21 protein-coding genes, 1 tRNA gene and 1 riboswitch are annotated in these 24793 nt (G+C 70.3%); of the genes, 9 read left to right on the top strand and 13 right to left on the bottom strand.

Annotated features, from left to right (window positions below; translation table 11 throughout):
- Window positions 1–568 precede the first annotated feature (568 nt).
- Together ACN269_RS20215 and ACN269_RS20210 are read left to right on the top strand one after the other, a co-directional pair.
- The gene (locus ACN269_RS20215) at window positions 569–832 is read left to right on the top strand and encodes a hypothetical protein (RefSeq protein ID WP_421473885.1); all 264 of its coding nucleotides are present in this window, start codon (window positions 569–571) and stop codon (window positions 830–832) included.
- Window positions 833–1133: 301 nt separating this feature from the next.
- Complete coding sequence (locus ACN269_RS20210) at window positions 1134–1796, top strand: tyrosine-type recombinase/integrase (protein WP_421473884.1); 663 nt, start codon at window positions 1134–1136, stop codon at window positions 1794–1796.
- Window positions 1797–1875: 79 nt separating this feature from the next.
- Here the strand turns inward: ACN269_RS20210 and ACN269_RS20205 are convergent.
- Window positions 1876–1949: transfer RNA gene (locus tag ACN269_RS20205), tRNA-Gly, on the bottom strand.
- Window positions 1950–2151: 202 nt separating this feature from the next.
- Here ACN269_RS20205 and ACN269_RS20200 point away from each other — a divergent pair.
- Window positions 2152–3138, top strand: coding sequence for a zinc metalloprotease (locus ACN269_RS20200; protein WP_421473883.1), 987 nt, complete (start codon window positions 2152–2154; stop codon window positions 3136–3138).
- A 75-nt stretch (window positions 3139–3213) separates the two neighbouring features.
- Here the strand turns inward: ACN269_RS20200 and ACN269_RS20195 are convergent, their stop codons facing one another.
- Window positions 3214–3762 (bottom strand): pyridoxamine 5'-phosphate oxidase family protein, encoded by a 549-nt coding sequence (locus ACN269_RS20195; RefSeq protein ID WP_421473882.1) that lies wholly within the window; start codon window positions 3760–3762, stop codon window positions 3214–3216.
- Between the two features lie 77 nt (window positions 3763–3839).
- Between ACN269_RS20195 and dcd the strand changes: the two genes are divergently transcribed.
- On the top strand, window positions 3840–4418 hold the full coding sequence (dcd, locus tag ACN269_RS20190) for a dCTP deaminase (RefSeq protein ID WP_266247661.1): 579 nt from the start codon (window positions 3840–3842) through the stop codon (window positions 4416–4418).
- An 82-nt stretch (window positions 4419–4500) separates the two neighbouring features.
- On the opposite strand, the gene ACN269_RS20185 is transcribed toward dcd, so the two are convergent.
- Entirely contained in the window at window positions 4501–5541 is a 1041-nt protein-coding gene (locus ACN269_RS20185; protein WP_421473881.1) for an NlpC/P60 family protein, read from the bottom strand.
- 12 nt (window positions 5542–5553) lie between these two features.
- Window positions 5554–5689, bottom strand: a riboswitch (cyclic di-AMP (ydaO/yuaA leader).
- A 233-nt stretch (window positions 5690–5922) separates the two neighbouring features.
- On the opposite strand from ACN269_RS20185, the gene ACN269_RS20180 reads away from it, so the two are divergent.
- On the top strand, window positions 5923–7878 hold the full coding sequence (locus ACN269_RS20180; protein ID WP_421473880.1) for an N-acetylmuramoyl-L-alanine amidase: 1956 nt from the start codon (window positions 5923–5925) through the stop codon (window positions 7876–7878).
- A gap of 84 nt (window positions 7879–7962) precedes the next feature.
- On the opposite strand, the gene ACN269_RS20175 is transcribed toward ACN269_RS20180, so the two are convergent.
- The 5 genes from ACN269_RS20175 to ACN269_RS20155 form a co-directional block, all read right to left on the bottom strand.
- On the bottom strand, window positions 7963–8976 hold the full coding sequence (locus tag ACN269_RS20175) for an NlpC/P60 family protein (RefSeq protein ID WP_421473879.1): 1014 nt from the start codon (window positions 8974–8976) through the stop codon (window positions 7963–7965).
- Window positions 8977–9143: 167 nt separating this feature from the next.
- Window positions 9144–10145, bottom strand: a complete 1002-nt coding sequence (locus tag ACN269_RS20170; protein ID WP_421473878.1) for a hemolysin family protein — start codon at window positions 10143–10145, stop codon at window positions 9144–9146.
- Window positions 10138–11460, bottom strand: coding sequence for a hemolysin family protein (locus ACN269_RS20165; RefSeq protein ID WP_421473877.1), 1323 nt, complete (start codon window positions 11458–11460; stop codon window positions 10138–10140). The genes ACN269_RS20170 and ACN269_RS20165 overlap by 8 nt, the downstream gene beginning before the upstream one ends.
- Before the next feature lie 104 nt (window positions 11461–11564).
- Window positions 11565–13763, bottom strand: coding sequence for a (Fe-S)-binding protein (locus ACN269_RS20160; RefSeq protein ID WP_421473876.1), 2199 nt, complete (start codon window positions 13761–13763; stop codon window positions 11565–11567).
- 308 nt (window positions 13764–14071) lie between these two features.
- Window positions 14072–14335 carry a cell division protein CrgA gene (locus tag ACN269_RS20155; protein WP_421473875.1) on the bottom strand — a complete coding sequence of 88 codons (264 nt, stop codon included), beginning with the start codon at window positions 14333–14335 and terminating at the stop codon, window positions 14072–14074.
- 221 nt (window positions 14336–14556) lie between these two features.
- Here ACN269_RS20155 and ACN269_RS20150 point away from each other — a divergent pair, with 221 nt between their 5' ends.
- Genes ACN269_RS20150 through ACN269_RS20135 form a run of 4 tightly spaced genes read left to right on the top strand, consistent with a single transcriptional unit; the run spans window position 14557 to window position 17861 of the window.
- Window positions 14557–15360: a DUF881 domain-containing protein gene (locus ACN269_RS20150; RefSeq protein ID WP_421473874.1), complete on the top strand. Its 804-nt coding sequence runs from the start codon at window positions 14557–14559 to the stop codon at window positions 15358–15360.
- Window positions 15357–16916, top strand: a complete 1560-nt coding sequence (locus ACN269_RS20145) for a class E sortase (protein ID WP_421473873.1) — start codon at window positions 15357–15359, stop codon at window positions 16914–16916. The genes ACN269_RS20150 and ACN269_RS20145 overlap by 4 nt, the downstream gene beginning before the upstream one ends.
- A gap of 4 nt (window positions 16917–16920) precedes the next feature.
- Window positions 16921–17208, top strand: coding sequence for a hypothetical protein (locus tag ACN269_RS20140; RefSeq protein ID WP_421473872.1), 288 nt, complete (start codon window positions 16921–16923; stop codon window positions 17206–17208).
- Between the two features lie 2 nt (window positions 17209–17210).
- Entirely contained in the window at window positions 17211–17861 is a 651-nt protein-coding gene (locus ACN269_RS20135) for an aminodeoxychorismate/anthranilate synthase component II (RefSeq protein WP_421473871.1), read from the top strand.
- A gap of 2 nt (window positions 17862–17863) precedes the next feature.
- On the opposite strand, the gene ACN269_RS20130 is transcribed toward ACN269_RS20135, so the two are convergent.
- The 5 genes from ACN269_RS20130 to ACN269_RS20110 are packed head-to-tail and all read right to left on the bottom strand — an operon-like array spanning window position 17864 to window position 24782.
- Window positions 17864–18553, bottom strand: a complete 690-nt coding sequence (locus ACN269_RS20130) for a SanA/YdcF family protein (protein ID WP_421473870.1) — start codon at window positions 18551–18553, stop codon at window positions 17864–17866.
- Between the two features lie 14 nt (window positions 18554–18567).
- Window positions 18568–20385: a Stk1 family PASTA domain-containing Ser/Thr kinase gene (gene pknB / locus ACN269_RS20125; RefSeq protein ID WP_421473869.1), complete on the bottom strand. Its 1818-nt coding sequence runs from the start codon at window positions 20383–20385 to the stop codon at window positions 18568–18570.
- Window positions 20382–21788, bottom strand: coding sequence for a protein kinase domain-containing protein (locus tag ACN269_RS20120; RefSeq protein WP_421473868.1), 1407 nt, complete (start codon window positions 21786–21788; stop codon window positions 20382–20384). Before ACN269_RS20120 ends, pknB begins: the two co-directional genes overlap by 4 nt.
- A gap of 1 nt (window position 21789) precedes the next feature.
- Window positions 21790–23295 (bottom strand): peptidoglycan D,D-transpeptidase FtsI family protein, encoded by a 1506-nt coding sequence (locus ACN269_RS20115; protein ID WP_421473867.1) that lies wholly within the window; start codon window positions 23293–23295, stop codon window positions 21790–21792.
- The gene (locus tag ACN269_RS20110) at window positions 23292–24782 is read right to left on the bottom strand and encodes an FtsW/RodA/SpoVE family cell cycle protein (protein WP_421473866.1); all 1491 of its coding nucleotides are present in this window, start codon (window positions 24780–24782) and stop codon (window positions 23292–23294) included. The genes ACN269_RS20115 and ACN269_RS20110 overlap by 4 nt, the downstream gene beginning before the upstream one ends.
- Between the last annotated feature and the right edge of the window lie 11 nt (window positions 24783–24793).

Genomic DNA, 24793 nt, shown 5'->3' with positions numbered 1-24793 from the left:
GCCCTGTCCGGCGAGCACTTTCGGGGCGGCCCTTCCCAAGACGACAGCGCGAAGGAGGCACCGTGCGTTTCTCGTTCCGGCGCAGCAAACCTGTCACGAAGGTCCTGAGACCCGACAATTTCGGAGGCCACGCTCCCGTCAAGGCCAAGTTCCAACCGGCCAAGGTGGACCGGTCGATGAGGTCGCCTACCGCCGGACTCCGGCAATGCCGCCTCTTCCACCATTGGCCCGGAGCGTGTCCACGGGGGAGCGAAGAGCCGCCCGGGTTCGCGGTCGGGGGTACGTGCAGTGAACCTCACTGCGCGGGTCTCGACGGCACGGAAGGCGGTGGTCCAGCCGCACCGGAAGGCTGTCGGCTCCTACCTCAAGAAATCCTCAAGATTGACTTCGATCGTCTGGCAGATAGATCAAGACTGATAGCGTCCAACGCGTCACCCACGCAAGAAGGGAAACGGGGAAATTGAAGAAGAATCAGTCTCGGCGCTTAGCGGCGCTTGTCGGAACGGTCGGTGCCACGTTGGCAATCGGTCTAGTGCACGCACAGCCGGCGGCGGCTGCGGTCTGCACCATGAACATCACCAAGCCCTTCCTGTCATACGGTGTCATCTACGCCGGTGCCAACGTTAGCGGCGACTGCTCGAGCGGCACGTACAAAGTTGGCCTATGGAAGAAGAGGCTGGGAGTCTGGGATTTCAAAGCCTACTCGCCCACCTTCAATGTCGGTGGCGGTACGAGCGTAGGCGTGCCGTGCAGTTCTGGAACTTGGGTGGCTAACCTTTTCAGGGGAGCCACCGAAATCACTGACTCGGCTGAGGTAAATATCACCTGCTGAAGCAGTCGCGAATGGGAACGCCGTTGTTAGCCGCTTTAAGGCAACGACGGCGTTTCCATGATCGCTGACGGTAGCGTCGACAGGCCGGATTGCCGCACCTGGCGGTTGGGGTCGCACTCCTGTTGCTGCCTTACAACTCGGGGATCGAGTGGAGCCGGAAAATGCCGGCAGCCGGACGACATCCCGTGGGTGACCGATTCAAGCCAGCGCGGGGAGTCCTCTGGCCGCCCGGTCGACGTTCAGCTTTTGGCTCACAGATGGCCAGTCCTCGGCGGTAACGCTGTAGTAGATCGAGTGCCGGATGTGGCCGTCTCGCAGGATGCGGTGGTTCCGGAAGGTCCCTTCCTCCGTCCCAAGTCCCTTGATGGCCTGCTGTGGCCCAGGTCTTTCAGCTCGCCGACATCGTGCCCGGCCGGTTTCGCGCCTTGATCCCGCTCGCCGCCTCCGCAAGCCTCCGCTACGGGGAGCTGGCCGCCCTTCGCCGCCGCGACTTCGACCCCCGCTGTCGGACGCTCACGGTCCGCGCGACGCTGGTCGAGCGCTCAGACGGCAGCCTCACCTTCGGACCGCCCAAGACCGATGCCGGCATCCGGATCGTCACCATTCCCGACGCGATCCGCCGCGACGTCCGTTCGTTCACACCTGGACGACTTCGTCGACGAGGAGCATCTTCACCGGCGCGAAGGGAGCCACCCTGCGCCGCTCCAACTTCCAGACCGCCTGCAAATGGCGCGAGTCGGTGGCTGCGGCTGGCTTGCCCGGCTTCCACTTCCACGACCTGCGGCACACCGGCAACACCTTGGCTTTTCGGACCGGGGCGAGCCTGGCTGACCTGATGGCCCGGATGGGTCATGCCTCGACCCGTGCGGCGATGATCTATCAGCACACCGCGGGCGAGCGCGACGAGCACATCGCCGACGCGCTCAGCTCACAGATCAAGCAGAGCAGGGGATCTGGCACGTAGCGGGCACGGCCAGCGTAAGAAGCGGTAGCAACGATCAAAGCCCCAGCCAGGAAACCTGTCCTGAGCTGGGGCTTTGCGTTGGAGCGGGTGACGGGAATCGAACCCGCACTGTCAGCTTGGGAAGCTGATGTTCTGCCATTGAACTACACCCGCGGGCGGCACCACTGTACCCGAGTCGTCGCAGCCGTGCACCCAGCCACCCCCACGCGCCGGCCGGCGACGCCAACCCCGAAGAAGTTTCCAGACGGCAACATATGGCCGTTCTCAAATGCGTCGATGAGTTGTAACGTCTGCCACACGTTCTCAGCCACGGCGTGACACACCCCCTGCCGCGCCGCCAGAAAGAGGTGGGCCCATGGGACTCCGTCCCAACCTGCTGACCCGGCGTGTCGCCGGTGTCGCGTCGACGACCCTCGCGCTGCTGCTCAGCACCGCTGCGGTGGGCGTCGTCCCCGCTGCCTCGGCTTTCTCCGCAGCGCCGGGTGGCGCCTGCGCGGAGCCGGCCGACAGCCACGCCAACGCCCGGGTCAAGCCCGGCGCGGTGGCCAAGCACGACCCGAACGAGTTGACCGCCAAGCAGGTCCGCGAGCGGGACGCCGATCTCGCGGCAGCGCTGCGTGAGCGGGCCAACTTCCGGGCCGGCGCCGGTGCCACGGCGCTGGCAGCCACCGTCACCATCCCGGTCGTGGTGCACGTGATCCAGGAGAACAGCACCCGGGCCGGGGGCAACATCCCCGACTCGATGATCACCTCGCAGATCAGCGTGCTGAACCAGGCCTACGCCGGGTCGACCGGCGGTGCGGCCACCGCGTTCGCCTTCCGGCTCGACAAGATCAACCGGGTGACGAACCCGTCCTGGTACCCCATCGTCCAGGGCTCGTCCGCCGAGCGGTCGATGAAGTCGTCACTGCGGGTGGGCGGCAAGAACACGCTCAACATCTACCTCGGCGAGTTGAGCGACGACCTGCTGGGCTGGGCCACCTTCCCGCAGCGGAACCTGAGCAGCATGGACGGCGTGGTCGCGCTGAACGAGTCGCTGCCGGGCGGCACCGCCACCAACTACAACCAGGGCGACACCGGCACCCACGAGGTGGGCCACTGGCTGAACCTCTACCACACCTTCCAGGGTGGCTGCGGCGGCTCCGGCGACCAGGTCAGCGACACCCCGGCCGAGGCCTCCCCGGCGTACCAGTGCCCGACCGGACGGAACACCTGCTCGGCGACCGGCCTGGACCCGATCACCAACTTCATGGACTACACCTACGACTCGTGCATGTACCAGTTCACCGCGGGTCAGGCGAGCCGCATGCTGACCGCGTGGAACGCGTACCGCGCGGCGTAGCTCTCCTCGCGTACACCAGGTGCCGGCTCCGTCACGACGGAGCCGGCACCGGCGTTTTTCTCCCCAGGGCCGTGGTCAGGCGGCCGTGCACTGGACGTCGCGGCTGCGACGGGTCGGCCGCGTCTGCGGTACGGCGGCAGGCGCGGTCGCCGCGGGCGGAGTGTGCGGATCGAGCCAGACCTGGACGGCCGGACGCCCCACGGCGATGCCCAGGCCGTGCTGGTCACGGCGGGTCAGCATCGCCACGTCGACGGTGAACTCGAACAGCCGCCAGTCGACCCGCGGCTCCGCCCGGGCGCTCTGCGCCAGCCGCGCCACCCGGACCGGATCGGTGACCGGCCAGGCGTGACCCGCCACGTACGCCTCGTCGTCGCTCTCCTCCGGAGGGAACGAGTGCAGCGCGTACCGGCCGTCCCGTTCGAGGTCGCGGCGCTTCGGCGAGTCGATGATGAAGCAGAAGAGGCCCTCGTCGGTGATGACCGGGGAGACCGGATGGACCCGGGGCCCACCGTCGGCGCGGACCGTGGCCAGATAGCCGAAGCCCGGCCCGTACTGCTGCAGGAGAACGCGGATGCCGTCGGCGAGACGGGGCTCGTCGGCGGCGAAATCGGACCAGGAAGCCATGCGAGCATTCTATCGAACAAATGTACGAGGAGCGACCTCGACACGCTGGTCACCGCCCACCTCGCTATGGTGGTCCGATGCTGCTCTCCGACCGTGACCTGGTCTCCGAGATCAAGGCCGGCACGCTGGGCCTGGAGCCGTTCGAGCCCACCCTGGTCCAACCCTCCAGCATCGACGTACGACTCGACCGGTTGTTCCGGGTCTTCAACAACCATCTCTACACCCACATCGACCCGGCCATGCAGCAGGACGACCTGACCTCGGTGGTCGAGGTGCCGGACGGCGAGCCGTTCGTGCTGCACCCGGGGGAGTTCGTGCTCGCCTCGACGCTGGAGGTGATCTCGCTCGGCGACCAGCTCGCCGGCCGGCTGGAGGGGAAGAGCTCACTGGGCCGCCTCGGCCTGCTCACCCACTCCACCGCCGGGTTCATCGACCCGGGCTTCTCCGGGCACGTCACGCTGGAGCTGTCCAACGTGGCGAACCTGCCGATCACCCTCTGGCCCGGCATGAAGATCGGTCAGCTCTGCATCTTCCGGCTCTCGTCGCCGGCTGAGCACCCGTACGGCTCGGTGGTGTACGGGTCGCGTTACCAGGGTCAGCGGGGGCCGACGCCGAGTCGCTCCTGGCAGAACTGGCGGGCCTGGCCGACGCGTTAGCGGCCGTTCCCAGCCGAGTGCCGGACGACACAGGGCCCGCCGCGAACGGATCGCGACGGGCCCTGACTGCGTCCCGCGTCGGTCAGCCGGGGCGACCGTAGCTGTGGATGGGCCCGTCGTCGGCCCTCTTCATCTTCACCGGCACACCGGCCTGGGAGGCGTGCACCACCCAGCCGTCGCCGACGTACATGCCGACGTGGTGGATGTCGCTGTAGTAGAAGACCAGGTCGCCGGGGCGCAGGTCGCCCTTGCTGACGTTCCTGGTCACCCGGCTCTGCGCGGCGGCGTTGTGCGGAAGCGACACACCGGCCTTCGCCCAGGCGGCCAGCATCAGCCCTGAGCAGTCGTACGAGTTCGGGCCCTCGGCACCCCACACGTACGGCTTGCCGATCTGCGCGCAGGCGAACTTGACCGCGATGCCGGCACCGCCGCCCGGGTAGCTGGCCGGGCAGGGTGCGGGACGCAGCGGACCGCCGCCGCCGTTGCCGTACACCTTGAGGCGCAGCTTCTGTAGCCGGTCGATCTCCTCGTTGATCTGCTTCTTCTTCGCCGCCAACTGGGCCTCGGTGCGGGTCAGTTGGGCCACCATCTCGTCCAGCGGCGCCTTCTGCCGGGCCAGCTCGTTGCGCAGGTCGGCGACCTGACGGACGTCCTCCTGCTGGTTGTGCGCGAAGCGGTCGAGCATTTCGAGCTGACCGACCATCTCGCTCGGCGACCGGCTGCCGAGCATCGTGTTGACGGTCGACAGGTTCTCACCCATGTACGCACGGACGGCCAGCGCGCTGACCTTGTCCATCGCGGCGTCGACCTGACGCTCCAGCGGCGTGATGCGGGCGGCGAGCGCGTCGGCCTGCTTACGCTTGAGGGCCAGGTCGGCGCGGGTCGCGTTGTGCCGCTCGATGATCGGTTCGAGCTTGTTCCAGTCCTCGTCGATCTGTCGTTCGATCTCGGCGACGGACGGGTCGGCGTGGGCCACCGTGGCGCTGCCGGTCAGGACGACGGCGACGCCGACCAGGGCGGCGAGAGCGGTGGTGAAGCGGGACCAGCGTGGACGCGGCACGGTCGACGTCGGGTCGGCCGGAGCCGACCGTCCGGACGACGGCCGCGGGGCTTTAAGGGCCACCGGGTTCCGTACTCCTTCTTCCTGACCGCCTACCGGGTTAGCTGACGGGTTCGGGCGGGAAGTGGGCGCCCTACCGCAGGAACTGCGGATTCACCCCGGGGAACGTGGGTCCCCGGCTCGCTCGCGAGCGACTCGGCGGTGTCGGTCCGTTACCGCCCGGGTGGGCAGACCTGCTACCGGGCCGACGAATGACCAGAGTAGAGACGGCCGTTACCGATCCGCAACCCGTGCGGCCGTGACACTCCGTACCGATTCAAGCGGTCCATCGAGCGGAAGTGAAGGTTTCTTACTGCACGTTTTGAAGCATGGAAAGGTATTGACGCGGACTCCCGGCGGCGCGAAGGTGACCGGACCGATACCAGTTCACATGTAGGGAGTTCGATGAAACGTCCGACCCTGCTCGCCGTCGCGCTCGTCACCGCCACGGCGGCCGTACCGCTACCCGCCGGCCCGGCCGCCGCGGCCCCCGCCGCCGACCGCCAGCAGCAGTACGCCGCCGCGGCGACCGAGTACGGCGTCCCCATCGACGTGCTGCTCGGCGTCTCCTACCTGGAGTCCCGCTGGGACAGCAACGCCGGCACGCCGAGCACCAGCGGGGGCTACGGCCCGATGCACCTGACCGATGCCCGGCACGTGGCCGCCCTACCCCGACGCGGTCACCACGACGCCCCGGGGGAGGACCCGCGCGGCGACGAGTCCCGTCGCGCTCTCGCGCCGGCACCCACCACCGGAGACGCGCCGCCCAGCGCCGCGCTACAGACCGTGGACGCCGCCGCGGCGCTCACCGGCGCCACCCCCGAGGCGTTGCGCACCGACCCGACGACGAACCTCCGGGGTGGGGCGGCGCTGCTGGCCGCGTACCAACGGGAGGTCGGCGCGCCCGTCGGAGTCGGCACCGACCCGGCCACCTGGTACGGCGCGGTGGCCCGCTATGCCGGCGCGGACAGCGCCGATGCCGCGGCGGCCTTCGCCGACGAGGTCTTCACCACGATCGGCGCCGGCGAGACGCGGGTGACCGACGACGGCCAGCGGGTCACGCTGCCGGCCCGGACGGTACGACCCGAGCGGTCCTGGCTGGACCGACTGGGACTGCGGCGACTCGCCCGCCCGGACGGGTTGGAGTGCCCCCGCACCGTGTCCTGCGAGTGGATCCCGGCACCCTACGCGGCGTTCGGCGACGGCGACTACGGCAACCACGACCTGTCCGACCGGCCCGCTCGGCAGAAGATCGAGTACATCGTCATCCACGACACCGAGGCGAGCTGGGCGACCACCCTGCAACTCGTTCAGGACCCGACCTACGTGAGCTGGCACTACTCACTGCGTTCCGTGGACGGGCACATCGCCCAGCACGTCCGTACCAAGGACGTCGCCTGGCACGCGGGCAACTGGTACGTCAACGCCAAGTCGATCGGGCTGGAACACGAGGGCTTCGCCGCGCAGGGCACCTGGTACACGGAGGCGATGTACCGGACCTCGGCGAAGCTCGTGCGGCACCTCGCGCTACGGCTGGGCATCCCGCTGGACCGCCAGCACATCATCGGCCACGACAACGTGCCCGGCACCACCGCGTCGACGGTCCGCGGGATGCACTGGGACCCGGGGCCCTACTGGGACTGGACGCACTACTTCGACCTGCTGCACGCCCCACGGCTGGACACCGGCACCCCGGCCACCGGGCTGGTCCGCATCGACCCCGACTACGCGACCAACCAGCCGGCGTTCACCGGGTGCGTCACTCCGGGGACACCGTGCGCGCCGCGCGGCTCCTCGTCGGTGGTCCTGCGTACCGCGCCGTCGGCGGACGCGCCGCTGGTCAACGACATCGCGCTGCGCCCCGACGGCACCCCGAACACGATGGACGTGTCGGACCACGGGGCCCGCGCGTCCGCCGGCCAGACGTACGCGCTGGCCGGTCGACAGGGCGACTGGACGGCAATCTGGTACCTCGGGCAGCGGGCGTGGTTCCACAACCCGGCGTCCGCGCCGACGGCCACCTGGACCGTCGGCACGGTGGTCACCCCGAAACCCGGCCGGGCCACCATCCCGGTCTACGGCCGGGCGTACCCGGAGCAGGCCGCCTACCCGGCCGGCGTGCCGTACCAGGCGATCTCACCGTTGCAGTACACCCTCGCCGCCGGCCAGCGGTACGCCGTCGGCGCGGTGCTGCCCGGCGAGTACTACCGGGCCAGCACGTTCGACGGCTCCTCGCCCGGCGACTGGACGGTGATCCGGGGGCAAAACCGGTACGTCCAGATCCAGTTCGGCCACCGCGTCATGTACGTCGACCTCGCCGACGTACAGCTCCTGCCATCCCCGGTGGGCGCACCACGCTGAGAAAACCGGTCGGCGCACCGCGCTGCGGAAACACGACGGCCCCCGGTCGAGGTGACCGGGGGCCGTCGTCGTGCGTGGTGGGGATCAGCCAGGTCGGCGGAACCCGGCGACCGGCATCGTGTTGATGCTGGACACCTGCACCGGTTTGCCGGCGCGTGGCGCGTGCACCATCTGGTTGTTGCCCAGATACAGCCCGACGTGACTCAGGCCGGAGTAGAAGAAGACCAGGTCACCGGCGCGGGCGTCGGCGCGCGAGACGGCCTTGCCCTCGTTCCACTGATCACCCGTGTGGTGGGTGAGGTAGATCCCGGCCGACTTGTAGGCGTACTGGGTCAGGCCCGAGCAGTCGAACGCGTTCGGACCGACGGCACCCCAGACGTACGGGTCACCGACCTGCTGGCAGGCGGTCTTGATCGCCTTCTGCGCCGCCACGGAGACCACACCGTTGATGGTCGGGCAACCGGCGGTCTTGACCGTCGTCTTCGGCATCGACGCTTCGAGCTTCTTGATCTCGGCGTCGATCTGCTTCTTCTTCGCCGCCAGGTCGTTCTGCTGCTTGGTCTGGGTGGCGATCAGCGCGTCCAGCTTCTGCTTCTCGCCGTCGTACTTGGCCCGGACCGCCAGCACACCCTCGACCTGCTTGCGCTCCTGGGCGGCGAGCCGGTCGAGGAGGGTGAGCTGCTCGGTGAGCGTGTCCGGCTTGGCGCTGACCAGCAGTGCGCCGATCTCCTGCGAGGGGCCGGACATGTAGTAGCGGGAAGCGAGGTCACCAACGCGGTTGAGGGCCAGCTCGCTCTGCAGGGCGAGCGGCTCGATCTTCTTCTGCAGCGCGGCGGACTTGCTCTTGTTGACCTTCAGCTGCGCCCGCACCTTGTTGTACTGCTCGATCGTGGGCTCCAACTGCTCCCACTTCTTGTCGATCTGCGCCTCGATCTCGTCGACGGTCGGCTCGGCCTGCGCGGGCACGGCGAGCATCCCGGCACCGACCGCCGCAGCCGCGACCAGCACGAGCAGACGGTGGGCGACCCTGCGCAGACCGCCCGGTCGAGCGGGCAGTCCTGGTGCGTGACGATGAGGGGGCATGGTTGCCACCGGCACCGACTCCTTTGCAACCGACCGCCGGGCGCCTCGCGTGAGGGAAGGGCCGAGGCAGACGACCCACAGCGGTCGGTGCACCACATTAGGGAAGCGCCGGACCGGAATCAAGGCGAGCCGAGTCACCGTCACTGTCGCGCAACCGTCTGCACACCAAGGGTGTCGGTCAATTAGCCAACGATTGCGGTCAATACATCATCGAGCGTCACCACACCGAGAGGTCGACGCCCGTCACTGACCAGCACCATGTGCCGCCGTTCCCGACGCATGGCCAGCAGCAGATCGGCGAGCGTACGGTCCGGCGGCACCACCGCCAACGGCCGGTACACCGCCGCCGGCACGGGCGCTCGGCGACCCTGCCCGGCGTACCCGAGTACGTCCTTGACGTGCACGAAGCCCAGTACCCGCCGGGTGGACCGCTGCACCACCGGAAATCGGGACCGGCCGGTACGGGTCGCCAACACCTCCAGCGACGCCGGTGAGACGTCCTCGGCGACCGTCGTCACCGTCGACCACGGTTGCAGGGCGTCCGCCGCCGTACGGGTGTGCAGGGCCAGCGCGCCGGTGATGCGGGCGTGCTCCTCGGCGTCGAGCAGTCCCTCCGTACGCGCCTGCGACACCAACCCCGCCAACTCCTCGGCCGTGAACACCGTCTTCACCGCCTCGGTCGCCTCGATCCGCCAGAGAGCGAGCACCCGGCGGGCCGCCCACTTCATCGCCAGCAGCAGCGGCTTGGTGGCCACGCAGAACGCCAGCATGGCCGGGCCCAGCCAGAGCGCGGAGACCTCCGGACCGGCCAGCGTGATGTTCTTGGGCACCATCTCGCCGACCACCGTGTGCAGGAAGACGACGACAGCGAGCGCGAGCACGAACGCCACCGGGTGCACCGCGCGCTCGGGCAGACCGACAGCGTGGAACGGCGACTCGATCAGATGGGCCAACGCGGGCTCGGCGATCGCGCCGAGGCCCAGCGAACAGACGGTGATGCCGAGCTGCGCACCGGCGATCATCAGTGGGATCTGGTTCATCGCCGACAACGCCCAGCGGGCCCGCTTCGAACCGGCCGCCAACGGCTCGATCACCGTTCGACGGGACGCGATCAGCGCGAACTCGCTACCCACGAAGAAGCCGTTGCCGAGCAGGAGCAGCACGGCCACCAGCAGCTCAGTCATCGGCGTCCGGATCCGCCGGGCGCAGCACCCGGACCTGCTCGATCCGGTGTCGCTCCACCTCCACCACGGTGAACTCCCAACCGTCGGCGTCGACCGTCTCGCCCGGCAGCGGGATGTGTCCGAGCCGCGCCAACAGGAAACCGGCCAGCGTCTCGTACGGCCCCTCGGGTAGCCGGAAGCCCGTCTGCTCGACCAACTCGTCGGAGCGCAGCACCCCGTCGACCAGCACTGTCCGCTCCCCGCCCGGAACGGTCAGCTGATGCGGTTCGGCGTCGTCCACGCTGGCCGGGTCGAACTCGTCGGCGATCTCGCCCACCAGCTCCTCGACCAGGTCCTCGATCGTCACCACGCCATCGGTGCCGCCGTACTCGTCGACCACGATCGCCAGGTCGTCGCCGGCCGCCTTCAACGCCGCCAGCACGCCGTCCAGGTCCAGGCTCTCCGGCACGTACACCGGCTCACGGGCCACCGCTGCCACCACCGTCGACGCCCGCGCGGCCAGCGGCACGCCCAGCGCGTCCGGTACGCCCGCAACGCCGGTGACGAGGTCGAGGGTCTCCTCGTACACGGGGAAGCGGGTCCGTCCCGTCCGCCGGGACTCCTCCAGCAGCTCGGCCACCGTGGCGGTGGCCCGCAGCGCGACCACGTCGACCCGCGGGGTCATCGCCTCGGCCGCCCGTTTGTCGCCGAACCGGATGGTGCGCCGCAGCAGCATCGCCGTGTCCGGCGGCAGCGCGCCCGCGCGGGCCGAGATGGCGGCCAGCAGGCCCAGTTCCTCCGGCGAGCGGGCGCTGGCCAACTCCTCCTGCGGCTCCACGCCGAGCGCCCGGACCAACCGGTTCGCCGACCCGTTGAGGCCCCGGATCAACCAGCCGAACGCCCGGGAGAAGGCGTGCATCGGCCCGGCGGTGGCCAGCGCGGCGGGCATCGGGCGGGCCAGGGCCGCGTTCTTGGGCACCAGCTCGCCGAAGAGCATGGAAATCAGCGTCGCCAGGGCCAGCGCCAGGAACGGGGTGAACCGTTCGGTGCTCTCCCCGGTCACCGGACGCAGCAGCGGGGTGAAGATCCGGGCCAGCGCCGGTTCGGCCAGGTAGCCGGTGAGCAGCGCGGTGATGGTGATCCCGAGCTGCGCCCCGGAGAGCTGAAAGGACAGCTCACGCAGCGCGGCGCGTACCGTCCGGGCGGCGTCGTCACCGGCGGCGGCCCGCCGATCGATCTCCGCGCGGTCGACCGTGACCAGGGCGAACTCGGCCGCGACGAAGAACGCGTTGCCGGCGGTCAGCGCAACGAAGCCGACCAGCGGCAGCAGCGTCATAAAGAGCAGGCCGTCGATGTCTCCTCACCTCGGCGAGATTCTTGCACGGCGGCGGCGACCCCTGAGGGCCGCCGCCGCCGATGCGCGAAACCGAGGTGTACGCCTCAGCCGACGACCGGCGTGGCCTCCTTGTCGCCCCGCGGCTGCTCGGGCTTGACCGAGCGCAGCAGGACGCTCGCCACGTCGACGACCTCGACCTGCTCGCCGGCACCCTTGCCGTTGACGCCGTCGTTGAGCATCGTCGAGCAGAACGGGCAGCCGACCGCCACCGTCCTCGCCCCGGTGGCCATGGCCTCCTCGACCCGGTCCACGTTGATCCGCTTGCCGATCTTCTCCTCCATCCACATCCGGGCGCCGCCGGCACCGCAGCAGAAGGAGCGCTCGCTGTTGCGCGGCATCTCGGTCAGCTCGCCCTGGATGGAGTCGCCCAGGACCTCACGGGGTGCGGCGAAGACCCGGTTGTGCCGTCCCAGGTAGCAGGGGTCGTGGTAGGTGACGCCGCCGTCGACGGGCTGGACCGGGGTGAGCTTGCCGGTGGACACCAGGTGGGCCAGCAGTTGGGTGTGGTGTACCACCTCGAACTCGCCGCCGAGCTGGCCGTACTCGTTGCCGAGGGTGTTGAAGCAGTGCGGGCAGGTGGCGACGATCTTGCGCTTGGTCTTCTCCCGACCCTCGAACGCCTCGTTCAGCGTCTCGACGTTCTGCTGGGCGAGCATCTGGAAGACGAACTCGTTGCCGATCCGGCGGGCCGGGTCGCCGGAGCACGTCTCGCCCTCGCCGAGGATCGCGAAGCTCACGCCGGCCTCGTTGAGCAGGGTGGCGACCGCGCGGGTGGTCTTCTTGGCCCGGTCCTCGAACGCGCCGGCGCAGCCGACCCAGAACAGGTACTCGAAGTCGTCCACCTCGCCGACCCGCGGCACCTCGAAGTCGAGGCCCTTGGTCCAGTCCTCGCGGGTGTTCTGCGGCGCACCCCACGGGTTGCCCTTGTTCTCCAGGTTGCGCAGCATCACGCCGGCCTCGGAGGGGAAGCTCGACTCGATGAGCACCTGGTAGCGCCGCATGTCGACGATGTGGTCCACGTGCTCGATGTCCACCGGGCACTGCTCGACGCAGGCACCGCAGGTGGTGCAGGACCAGAGCACGTCCGGGTCGATGACCCCGCCCTCCTCGGCCGTGCCGATCAGCGGCTTGTCCCCCTCGGCCAGCGACAGCACGTCCAGGTGCGCGAGCTGCGCCTGGGTGGCCTTCTCCTCGCCGGTGAGGTCCTTGCCGCCGCCGGCCAGCAGGTAGGGCGCCTTCGCGTACGCGTGGTCGCGCAGGCTGAGCACGAGCAGCTTCGGCGACAGCGGCTTGCCGGTGTTCCAGGCGGGGCACTGCGACTGGCAGCGGCCGCACTCGGTGCAGGTGCTGAAGTCCAGCAGGCCCTTCCAGGTGAACTGCTCGACCTGAGCGACGCCGAACTGGTCCTTCTCCGGGTCGGCCTCCTCGAAGTCGAGCGGCTTGCCCTCGCTGGTCATCGGACGCAGCGGACCCAGGCCGGAGCCGGCCGGCTTCTCCGGGTCGCGCTTGAAGAAGATGTTGGGGAACGCCAGGAAGCGGTGCCAGGCGACGCCCATGGTGACGTTCAGCGAGATGACGATCAGCCAGGTCATCGAGATGACGATCTTGATGAGCGCGGCGACGCTCGCGCCGTCCGACCAGTCCGGGAGGATCGCGCCGACCGCGTGACTGACCGGAGTGGCCCAGACCGGGTACTCGAAGTGGTCGGTGGCGACCTTGAAGCCCCGGATCACCAGGCCGAAGATCAGGACCAGCAGCACGATCCACTCGACGAAGTAGCCCTGCCACATGGTCGAGCCGGTGAAGCGGGAGCGACCGCCGGGCCGGTTCGGCCGGTTCCGCAGCCGGATCGCCATCAGCACCAGGATCCCGACCAGGCCCAGTACGGTGATGATCTCGGTGGCCAGCCCGAACACGGTCCAGTGCCCGATGATCGGCAGGCCGCCGGTCGGCGTGACCACCTCGAAGTACGCCTCGAGCACCAGCAGCGACAGCACGATGAAGCCGACCATCACGAACCAGTGGGCGGCGCCCACCACACCCCACTTGAGCATCCGGGTGTGGCCGGCGGTCTCCACCAGCATCTTCCTGGTGCGGGCGCCCTTGTCGGCGAACCGCTCCGGCGCGGGTTGCCCCAGCCGGATGACGGCCGTCATCTTCATGACCGCGCGCACCGCCAGCCACACCGCCACGGCGGTGATGCCGGCCGCGAGGATCGTGGTGACGATCTGGACGCTGCCCATCGAGTTGGCCTCCCCGGTCTGCTGCTCGGCGAGCGGTTCAGCAACCGGGACCGAGGCAGAGGTGGGGCAGCGTCGCGCCGCTGCCGCACCTGCGACCGGACCGGTCGATGACCTCGCTCCGCTCGGTCATGCAGTGCAGCCTACGCGCAAGGTTACCCAGCAGTAACGTGAGTCATCTCGCAATAGGCCGCGCCGCCTGCGGACACCATAGGGTGCCCGGCCCGGTCCTGCCGGGCAGGGGGACGGCGGGTGGCGCAGATCCTGCGTCCGGTGGTGGCTCCTGCGGTGCGGCAGCGGCCCGACCGGGCTCAGCGCCAGCGGGAGAGCAGCACCAGCGACGCGACCATCGCGCCGAAGCCGACGGCCAGGTTCCAGTACTGCCACGAGGCGACCGGGTACTCCTGCTCGGAGAGGTAGTAGACGACAAGCCAACCGATGCCCGCGACGATCAGAGTGACCGCGGTGATCGGCAGCCACACCGGGCTAGGCTTGCGCGACGCCGCCGTCGTCGTCGGACGGACGTCCGTCGGCGGGGTGTACACCTTCTTCTTGCGGACCTGAGACTTGGGCACGGCGCTCTCCAGAGGGGGTGACAACCTCGTCCGGCCTGACAACCGGACGCGGAGGCGACGGTTCATGGCCAATAATGTTCGACAGCTAGCGTAGTCCCGAACGGCCGCCTGGACCACGAATGGGGTCAGGCAGGTACATGGAGTGACCGAAAAAGGCGGGACTGTTCGCATCGCGGCCCAGTCGTCACGAACCGGTCCCCGACACTCGGAAGGAACGCTCGGTGGAGTACACATCCGGCGCCGCCTCCTGGCAGAAGGTCCTCCGACGGGCCGTCGCCGGGCTGCTGCCCCGGCGGCCACGCCAACGGCGACCGGGCTGGTCGATCGGGGTGCCCCTGATCGCCGCCGCGGCGGGACTGCTCTTCACCACCACCGCGACCACTGCCGGCGGCACTGCCCTGCGGGAGGATCGGCGACCCCAGCTCAACCAGCTCATCGAGGAGCGGCAGCAGCAGGTCACGGTGAGCGAGCGTCGCGCCGCCACCCTGCGCGACGAGGTCGAGCAACGGACCAACACGCTGGCCGACTCGGACGCCCCGATCAAGGCCCAGCAGAACCGGGCCCAACGCAGCCTCGCGGCGGCCGGTTTCACTCCCGTCACCGGCACGGCCGTCACGGTCGAGCTGAACGACGCGCCCCAGCACAACGACGAGGCTCACTCCGACGCCACCAACGACGACCTGGTCGTGCACCAGGGCGACGTGCAGGCGGTGGTCAACGCGCTCTGGGCGGGTGGTGCGGAGGCCATGTCAATCATGAACGTCCGCGTGCTCGCAACCAGCGCGGTACGCTGCGTCGGTAACACCCTGCTGCTACATGGCCGGGTGTACTCCCCACCGTTCAAGATCGTAGCGATCGGCGATCCCGCTGCCCTCCAGCAGGCCCTCGCCAGCTCTGAGGGAGTCCGGTTGTTCAAGGACGCAGTCGACGACTACCAACTCGGCTACAAGGAGTCCGTCTCCACGGTGACCGTCCCGGCCTTCGAGGACTCGACCGCCCTGCGCTCGGCGACGGTGCCCAAGTGAGCGGCCCCGACGGCCGACACCGGGACCAAGCCGACGAGCCGACGGCCTTCCTGCCCAAGGTCAACCGACCCGAGCCGGGTCGCTCCGAGCCGCCCGCGGCCCGGGCGGAGTCCTCCCCGGGCCACGCTGAGCCCATCGGCGGTCGGCCCGAGTCGTCGCCGGCCCGCCCCGAGCCGACGCCGGGCCGGCCCTCGACCGGTAACTGGCCCGATCCGGTGCTGCCCGGTCGCTCACGGCCGACGAGCCCACCCGCCACCTTCGCGGCGCAGGGCGCCGGATGGCCCGACCCGCAGGGCACCCCCGACCACCCGTCCCCCACCGCGCCACCGCGCTGGCCGGGTAACGCCGCACCGCGCGTCGAATCCGGCCCTCCCGGCAACGCTCCGAGCACCCCGGCCGCTGCCGGCGACCCCGGCCGCTCGACGCCCGGCGCGACCGCGACGCCGACCTGGGCCTCGGCACCCCCCGGCGGCGCGCCGCCGCCGAGCGCCAGCACACCGCCGAGCACGCCCACGCCACCAAGCGCCGACCCGAACGCCACCGCGGTCATCCCGAAGGTCACCTCCGGGTCCACGCGTCCCACCAGCGCCCCGGGCGCACCCGTCTCCCCGGCCGCGCCCGGCCACCCCGCCGACCCGAACGCCACCGCGGTCATCCCCACCCTGACCGGCAAGCCGACACCCCGGCCCCCGTCCATCGACACGACGGCGCTGATGGGTGCGGTTCCCCGTACGCCTGCGCCGGAGGGGGCGACCGGCGAGGGCGACAGCGCCGCCGAGCCGCCCCGACCGCGTCGGGGCGAGCGGGTCGTCCAACTCCGGCCGCACCAGACCGGCGAGGGCTACAAGAGCGTCTACTCGGAGCTGACCCGCCCGTCCGTCGCCTCCCGACTCCGGACCGGCATCCGGGCCACCGGCGAAGTCCTGATCACCTTCGGTTTGGTGGTGCTCCTCTTCGCCGGCTACGAGGTGTGGGGCAAGTCCGCCGTCGTGGACGCCCACCAGAACGACCTCAGCAGCCAACTCGCCCAGGAGTGGGGCCCGACCGACGACCCGACGGTCGTACCGTCCAAGGGCCCGAGCGCCAAGCCGTCGCCGCCGGTGCGCGGCAAGCCGATCGCCGGCCTCTACATCCCCAAGCTCGACAAGAGCTGGGTGGTGGTCGAGGGCGTCACCCAGGACGACATCCGCTACGCGCCGGGCCACTACCCGACCAGCGCGCTGCCCGGCCAGGTCGGCAACTTCTCCGTCGCCGGCCACCGGAACCGGGCCACCTTCTGGCGGCTGGACGAGTTGCACGACGGCGACGCGATCGTGGTCGAGGGCAAGAACGACTGGTACGTCTACCGGGTGGCACAGACCCGCATCGTCAAGCCGACGCAGGTCGAGGTGGTGGCACCCGTGCCCGGCGAGCCGAACAAGAAGCCGACCAAGCGGATGCTCACCCTCACCACCTGCAACCCCAAGTGGGACAACTACCAGCGCCTGATCGTCCATGCGGAGTTGGACCGGACCCAACCCAAGTCGGCGGGTCGCCCGACCGAGCTCGGGGGCTGAAGCGATGTACGCGTTCATCTGGCGCAAGCTCCCGTTCGGCCTCGCCGGCAAGCTCGTCGGTTCGGTGCTGCTCGCGGCCGCCACGGTGGCCCTGCTCTGGTACGTGGCCTTCCCGTGGGCCGAGCCCCTGCTGCCCTTCGACGACGTCCAGGTCACCCAGGAGGATTCCGGCGTGCCCGGCGAGCCGAACGACGGCGGTGCCGTGACCGAGGAGACTCCGGCCGGCGACGAACACGACCTGCCGTACGACACGGAACGGAACAACCCCGAACCGTCCTCCACGAGCAGGTGACGATGCGCGTCCTGGTGATCGACAACTACGACTCGTTCGTCTTCAACCTGGTGCAGTACCTGGGCCAGCTCGGCGTCGACTGCGACGTGCGCCGCAACGACGAGATCGACGTCGCCGAGGTCGGGCGGCTGGGCGCGGCGGGCGTCCTGCTCTCACCCGGCCCGGGCAGCCCGGACCGTGCGGGCATCTGCCTGGACGTCATCCGGGAGTACGCGGGCGAGCTGCCGATCTTCGGCGTCTGCCTCGGCCACCAGGCCATCGGGGAGGCGTTCGGCGCGACCGTCACCCGGGCTCCCGAGCTGCTGCACGGCAAGACCTCCGAGGTACGGCACCAATCCGTCGGCGTCCTCGCCGGCCTGCCCGACCCGTTCACCGCCACCCGGTACCACTCGCTGGCCGTCCTGCCCGAGACGCTGCCCGACGAGCTTGAGGTCACCGGCTGGACCGGTTCCGGCGTGGTGATGGCGATGCGGCACCGGACGCTGCCCATCGAGGGTGTGCAGTTCCACCCGGAGTCGGTGCTCACCGAGGGCGGCCACCTGATGCTCGCCAACTGGCTGGCGAGCTGTGGTCACACCGAGGCGTTGGAGCGCGCGCCCGCGCTGGCCGCCGAGGTGGACGCCCGGCGGCTCGCCGCCTTCGCCACCTCCTAGGGTCAGCCGCTGAGCGCGTCCCGCACGGCCGGGTTCGCGGGTGACCGGACCGCGGGTGGCCGCTCCCGGAACGCGTCCCAGGCCGCCTTGCCGCTGGCCAGGTAGTCCCGGACCGCCTTGCCGGCGAGCATGACGGAACCGCACCCGTCGCAGCGGGCGGCCACCCCGTCGACGTCGAGGCCGAGGTGCCGGCAGAGCGTCACCGCCCGGGACAGGTGGTAGGACTGCGTCACGATCAGCGCCCGCTCGACGCCGTACACGTCCCGGGCGCGGACGCAACTGTCGTACGTGTCCAGGCCGAACGGGTCTGCCACCACCCGTGCCGGGTCGACGCCGAGCCGCTCGGTCAGGTACGCGGTCATCGCCGTCGGCTCGTCGCCGGAGGTGCCCTCCCCGTCGCCGGACACCAACACCGCACGCCCCCGTCCGGTACGTACCAGCTCGGCGGCGGTCTCCAGACGGCCGGCGAGCCGCTCGCCCGGTTGCTCTCCGTCGGCCGCCACGGCAGTGCCCAGGACGATCACGACGTCGGCGGCGGGTGCCCCCGCCTCGTCGTGGGTGTGCCCGCGCGCGCCGAGCGTCGTCCACAGCCACGGGACGCTGCTCAGCGCCACCAGGACCACGCCGAGGACCGCCGCACGTCGCAGCCGCCGTCGCCAGCCGCCCACCGAAGGGCGGTCGTCGACGGGCACCCGGATGCGGACGGCTACTCCCCGTCCACCCGGAACGGCGGGATGATCGGCTGACCGGTGCCACCACCGTTGCCGGGCGTGGTCGAGCCGCTCGGCGTCGGCGTCGGGGTCACGGGCGGGCTGGGCGTCTCCTCGACCTCCTGCGGGATACCGATCTCGATGGTCACGGTCTTGCCCTGGGCCAGCTCGGTGCCGCCCTTCGGGTTCTGCTTCTGGACCCGGCCGGCCTCGGCGGGCGGCACCTCGTCGCCGTCACGGAACGAGACCTCGTACCCCGCCGCGCGGAGTTCGGCGGCGGCGTCGTCCTTGGTGGAGTTGACGACGTTGGGCACCTTGCTGACGTTGCCGCGTGAGACCTCGACGGTCACCTCGCTGTCCTGCGGGACGGTGCTCCCCGAGGGTGGGCTGACCTTGACGACGATGCCCTTCTGCGCCGGGTTGTCGACCGGCTTCTCCTTCACGACCAGACCCAGCGCCTCGAGCTGGTCCTTCACGTTCTCAAGCTGCGAGTTGACCAGCCCAATGGGGATCTTGACATCGGGCTTGCCGTCGCAGATCTGGACGGTCACCGTGCTCGACGGCTTCAGCCGGGCGCCCGCCGCCGGATCCTGCTTGGCGACGGTGCCCTTGGTGCAGTCGTTGGCCAGGATCGGGTCGCCGACCACCGGGTTGAAGCCCGCGTTGCGGATCTCGGTGACCGCCGCGTCGCGGGTCTTGCCGGCAAGGGTCGGCACGGACTTCAGGTCCTTGTCCTGCTGCTGACTCCAGAGCAGCGCAGCGACCAGGGCGATCACCGCCAGCACACCGACCGCGCTGAACAGGGCGATCAGCCAGGAGGACGCCTTGCGCTGGCGCGGATCGCCGACCCGCGCCGGAATCTGCCGGGTCTGCGCCCCGGTGGCGGGCGGGTAGCCGGCAGCACCGCCGCCGGCCGGGGCCATCGCCACCGTCTCCGCCTCGCGCAGCACCGGAGTGGCCAGCACCGGTCGCCCGGCGGCGGCACGCAGCAGGTCGGCGCGCATCTCGCCGGCACTCTGGTAGCGGTTCAGCGGGTTCTTCGACAGCGCCTTGAGCACGATCGCGTCGACCGCCGGAGTGACGTCCGGGTTGATGTCGCTCGGAGTCGGCGGAGTCTCCCGTACGTGCTGGTACGCGACGCTGACCGGGCTGTCGCCCACGAACGGCGGGTGACCACAGACCAGCTCGAAGAGGACGCAGCCGGCCGCGTACACGTCGGAGCGGGCGTCCACGGCCTCACCGCGCGCCTGCTCCGGAGAGAGGTACTGGGCGGTGCCGATGACCGCGCTGGTCTGCGTCATGGTGGTCGCACCGCTGGCCAGCGCCCGGGCGATGCCGAAGTCCATCACCTTGACCTGACCGGTCTGGGTGAGCATGACGTTGCCCGGCTTGATGTCCCGGTGGATGATCCCGTGCCGGTGGCTGAACTCCAACGCCGCGCACATGTCGGCGCAGATCTCCAGCGCACGGCGGGGCTGCAACCGGCCCTCGACGCCGAGGACCTCCTTCAACGTCCGTCCGTTGACGAACTCCATGACGATGAAGGGCAGCGTCTCGCCGGTCGGGGCGGTCTCCTCGCCGGTGTCATAGACCGCGACGATCGCCGGGTGGTTGAGCGACGCGGCGTTCTGCGCCTCCCGACGGAAGCGCATCTGGAATGTCGCGTCCCGGGCGAGGTCGGTACGGAGCATCTTGATCGCGACGTCCCGACCGAGCCGGAGGTCGCGACCGCGGTGCACCTCGGCCATGCCGCCGTAGCCGAGCAGCTCGCCGACCTGGTACCTGCCACCGAGCAGGCGGGCCTGCGCTGTCATCGCGTCTGTCGTCCTTCGCTCGTCGTCGTCCCGCCGTCACCCGGCCGGAGTCGTACCTCACGACGGTACGACGTCCGGGTCGCATCGTCGCGTCCGTCGAGCCGCAGCGCGCCGGACGTCACGGTCTGTGCAGTCGTCGCCCCGGACGCACCCGTCTGCGACGCCTTCCGCAGCTTGTAGGAAATCACGCCGGAGCAGAGCAGGACCAGTAAGGCCAGCAGGACGGCGACGAGCACCATCCCGGGCCGGGACCGACCCGGCTCGGCCGTCGGACCGGCCGGCCGGGCGTACGCCGGTGGGTGTTCCTGCCGGGTCTGTGCCGGCGGCACCGCCGCGGCGCCGCGCGGATAGCCGGCCTGGGCGACCGGCGGCCGGGCGTGCGGTACGGCCGGCGCGACCGCTGTCGGGCGGGGTTGCTGGGCCGGCGCCATCGCGGTCGGTCGCTGCCCGACTGGCGGCTGCCGGTGCGGCGCGTTCGGCGGGCGGAACTGCTGCGCCTGCGGCACCTGCGCCCGGCCGGGCGCGGCGGGCGAGGACGGCGCCCCGGAGATCGGCGCGGCGTGACCGCCGGCCCGGGCCTGCTGGGACAGCGCGGCCTTGAGCTGCCGGGCGACCGAGGCGAGGGCGGCGGCGCTCGGCCAGCGGGCGGCCGGGTCCTTGGCCAGCGCCCGCTCGACGACCGCCCGGACCTGCGGCGGAATGTCGTTGGGCAGCGGGCGGGGCGTCTCCCGGACGTGCCGCATGGCGATGTCGAGCGGGTTGTCCCCCTCGAACGGTCGCCGGCCGGCGAGGCACTGGTAGGCGACCACGCCGAGCGCGTACACGTCGGACGCCGGGGTGGCCACCTGCCCGGTGGCCTGCTCCGGCGAGATGTACGAGGCGGTACCGAGCACCGAGCCGGCGGCGGTGAGCTGGCCGACGATGTCCGAGCGGGCGATACCGAAGTCGGTCAGCACGAGCGTGCCGTTCGGCCGGACCAGCAGGTTGCCCGGCTTCACGTCGCGGTGCACGATGCCCTTGGAGTGCGCGGCGTGCAGCGCGTCCGCGGCCTGCGCGACGAGCGCCATCGTCCGGGCCGGAGTGAGGCGGCCGACCCGGCTCAGCGTGGACGACAGTGCATCGCCCTCGACGTACTCCATGACCAGGAACGCGATCTGCTGGTCGTTACCGAAGTCGTAGACGTCGACGACCCCGGGGTGGTTGATGGTGGCCATCGTCCGGGCCTCGCCCCGGAACCGCTCCGCGAAGTCCGGGTCGTCGAGCAGCGCGGGGAGCAGGCTCTTCACCGCGACCGTCCGGCCGAGCACCTGGTCGGTGCCGCGCCAGACGTCGCCCATGCCGCCGCTGGCGATCCGCTCGTCGAGACGGTAGCGGTTGCCGAGCTGGACGCCGGGGCTGAGCATGTCAGCGGCCCCCCGGGTCGGCGATGGCGGCCCGCATGATCTGGCCACCGATCCGCGCCGCCTCGGAGCTGCCGCCGCTGCCGGCCTGTTCCAGGACGACGCACACGGTCGAGACCGGGTTGCCGTTCTTGTCCAGTGCGAAGCCGATGAACCAGCCGTGGTCGGGGCGGTCCGGCGCGGACTGCGCCGTACCCGTCTTGCCGCCGACCGTGTAGCCGCTGATCGCCGCCTTCTGGCCGGTGCCCTTCTGGACCACGCTGACCATCATGTCGCGCAGGTCGGAGGCGACCTGCGGCTCGACGGGCTGGCGCAGCTCGCGGGCCTTCGCGGTGTAGTAGCTGGTGGTCCGGTCCGGGGCGAGGAGCTGCCGGACCAGGTACGGCCGCATCTGGCTGCCGCCGTTGGCGACCGCCCCGGCGATCATCGCACCCTGCAACGGGGTCATCCGGACGTTGTTCTGACCGATCGAGGACTGGGCCAGCGCGGCCGGGTCGGTGCTGCCGTCCGGGTTCTGCATGTCGCCGGTCCGGCTGGCCGCCGTGCGCAGGCCGCCCTCGCCGAGCTGGCCGACGGTGAGGTCGTCCTGCTCGAAGCCGAACTGGCGGGCCTTCTCCTTGACCTTGTCCGCGCCGAGCCGCACGCCGAGCTGCGCGAAGCCCGTGTTGCAGGATTCGGTGACCGCCTCCTGGAGGGTGACCTGCGCCTCGGGGCAGATCGACGGGACGGCGTTCCGGATCGGACTGCCCGAGGTGGGCGGCGTGTAGCTGGACCCGGCCGGGATCGGGGTCGACTTGGTCACGCCGTTCTCCAACGCCGCCGCGGCAACCACGATCTTGAAGGTGGAGCCCGGGGGCAGCGTCTCGGAGAGGGCACGGTTCTTCAGCGGACCGTCCGGGTCCTGCTCCAGCTTGTTGATCTCGGCAGCCGCCGCGGTCGTGTCGTGACTGACCAGCGGGTTCGGGTCGAAGCTGGGCATCGACACCAGCGCCTGCACCGCACCGGTACGCGGGTCGATGGCGATCGCCGCGCCCCTCTTCGCATCCACCTGGTTGTTGCGCATCTGGTCGTACGCCACGTCCTGCGCCCGCTTCGAGAGCGTGAGCAGCACGTTGCCGCCAGCGGTCTCGTCGCCGGTGAACATGTCCTTGAAACGGTCGCCGATCAACTGGTCGCTGGTGCCGGCCAGGAAATCGTTCTCCACCTGCTCGATGCCGGTGTCGGCCAGGTTGACCGGCTTGTAGCCGAGCACGTGGGCGTACTTGGCGCCGCCCGGGTAGGTGCGCTGGAACTTCAGCTTGCCGGTGGTCTCCTTGCTGGTGGCCAACGCGGTGCCGCCGGCCTCGATGTTGCCCCGCTTGCGCTTGTAGTCGGCGACCTGGACCCGACCGTTGTAGTCACTGGTGCGGTACTCGTCGGCCTTGTACGCCTGGATCCAGTTCAGGTTCGCGAAGAGCAGACCGAACAGGACCATGACGACGACACCGACACGACGCAGGGGTGCGTTCACGGCTTGATCACCTCCGTGGGAGCACCGTGCAACTGCTCGGGCGGACCACCCGACGGCCGGGCCGCCTTGGCGGCGCCACCGGTCACCGGCCGCCGGGCCCCGTCGGAGACCCGCAACAGGACCGCGATGAGCAGCCAGTTCGCCATCAGCGACGAACCACCGGCGGACAGGAACGGCGTGGTCTGGCCGGTCAACGGGATCAGCTTGCTGATACCGCCGACGATCACGAAGACCTGGAGGCCCAGGGTGAAGGCGAGACCGCCCGCGAGCAGCTTGCCGAACGAGTCACGGACCGCCAGCGCAGCGCGCAGACCCCGCTCCACGATCAGCAGGTAGACCACCAGCAGCGCGGAGAGACCGAAGAGGCCGATCTCCTCGCCGATGCCGGCGAAGATGAAGTCGTTCTGCACCTCGGGCAGGATGTCCGGCTGACCGCCACCCGGTCCCGCGCCGAAGAGTCCACCGGTGCCGAGGGCGAGCAGGCCCTGGACGAGCTGATAGCCCTTGTCGGTCGGGTCGGCGAACGGGTCCAGCCAGATCTCGGCGCGCACGTAGAAGTTGGCGAACGGCCCGCCGACCGTCGAACCGAGGACGTACGCGAGGTAGGCGCCACCGAAGAAGAGGAGCAGACCGATCAGCAGCCAACTGACCCGTTCGGTGGCGATGTAGAGGGTCACCACGAACATGCCGAAGTACAGCAGCGAGGTGCCGAGGTCCTTCTCGAAGACCAGCACCAGGAGGCTGATCAACCAGACCACGACCACCGGACCGAGGTCCCGACCGCGCGGGAAGTCGATACCGAGGAACCGTCGGCTGGCCAACGAGAGCACCTCGCGCTTGCGCACCAGGTAGTACGCGAAGAAGACCAGCAGCGCCAGCTTGGCGAACTCACCCGGCTGGATCGAGAACCCGCCGAGCCGGATCCACAGCTTGGCGCCGTTGATCTCGGACATGCTGCGCGGCAGCACCGCCGGGAGCATCACCAGCACGATGCCGGCGAGCCCCAGGGTGTACGCGTACCGGGACACCGAACGGTGATCGCGCATGATCGCGAGGAGGGCCGCTGCGAGGATCACCGAGGCGAGCGTCCAGGCGAGCTGCCGGCCGCCGATGCCGGCGAAGGTGGCCAGGTCCTCCCGGTCCACCGGGGCGGCCTCACCCAGGTCGATCCGGCGCAGGAAGCCCACGCCGAGACCGTTGAGCAGGGCCACCGCCGGCAGCAGAGCCGGATCGGCGAACGGGGCGAGGAACCGGATGACCAGGTGCAGGCCGAGGAAGACCGCGCCGAGCGCGGCGGCGGGCATCCAGAAGTCCGGAGTGACCGTGTCCAGGAGGTTCGCCTCGACGGTCGCCATGTACGCGGCCACCAGCACCATGGCCAGCAGCAGCAGGGACAGCTCGGCGTTGCGCCGGGACCGGGCCAGGCGTACGCCGGACTCCCCGCCCGTGGTGGCGGGCGAGGATGCCGGTGTGGCCGCTACGGTCACGGATGGAGTCC

This window comes from Micromonospora sp. WMMD736 (assembly GCF_049179015.1).
Taxonomy (GTDB): Bacteria; Actinomycetota; Actinomycetes; order Mycobacteriales; family Micromonosporaceae; genus Micromonospora.
Note: the sequence above shows the minus strand (reverse complement) of the source record. Positions and strands in the feature narration are given on the sequence as shown.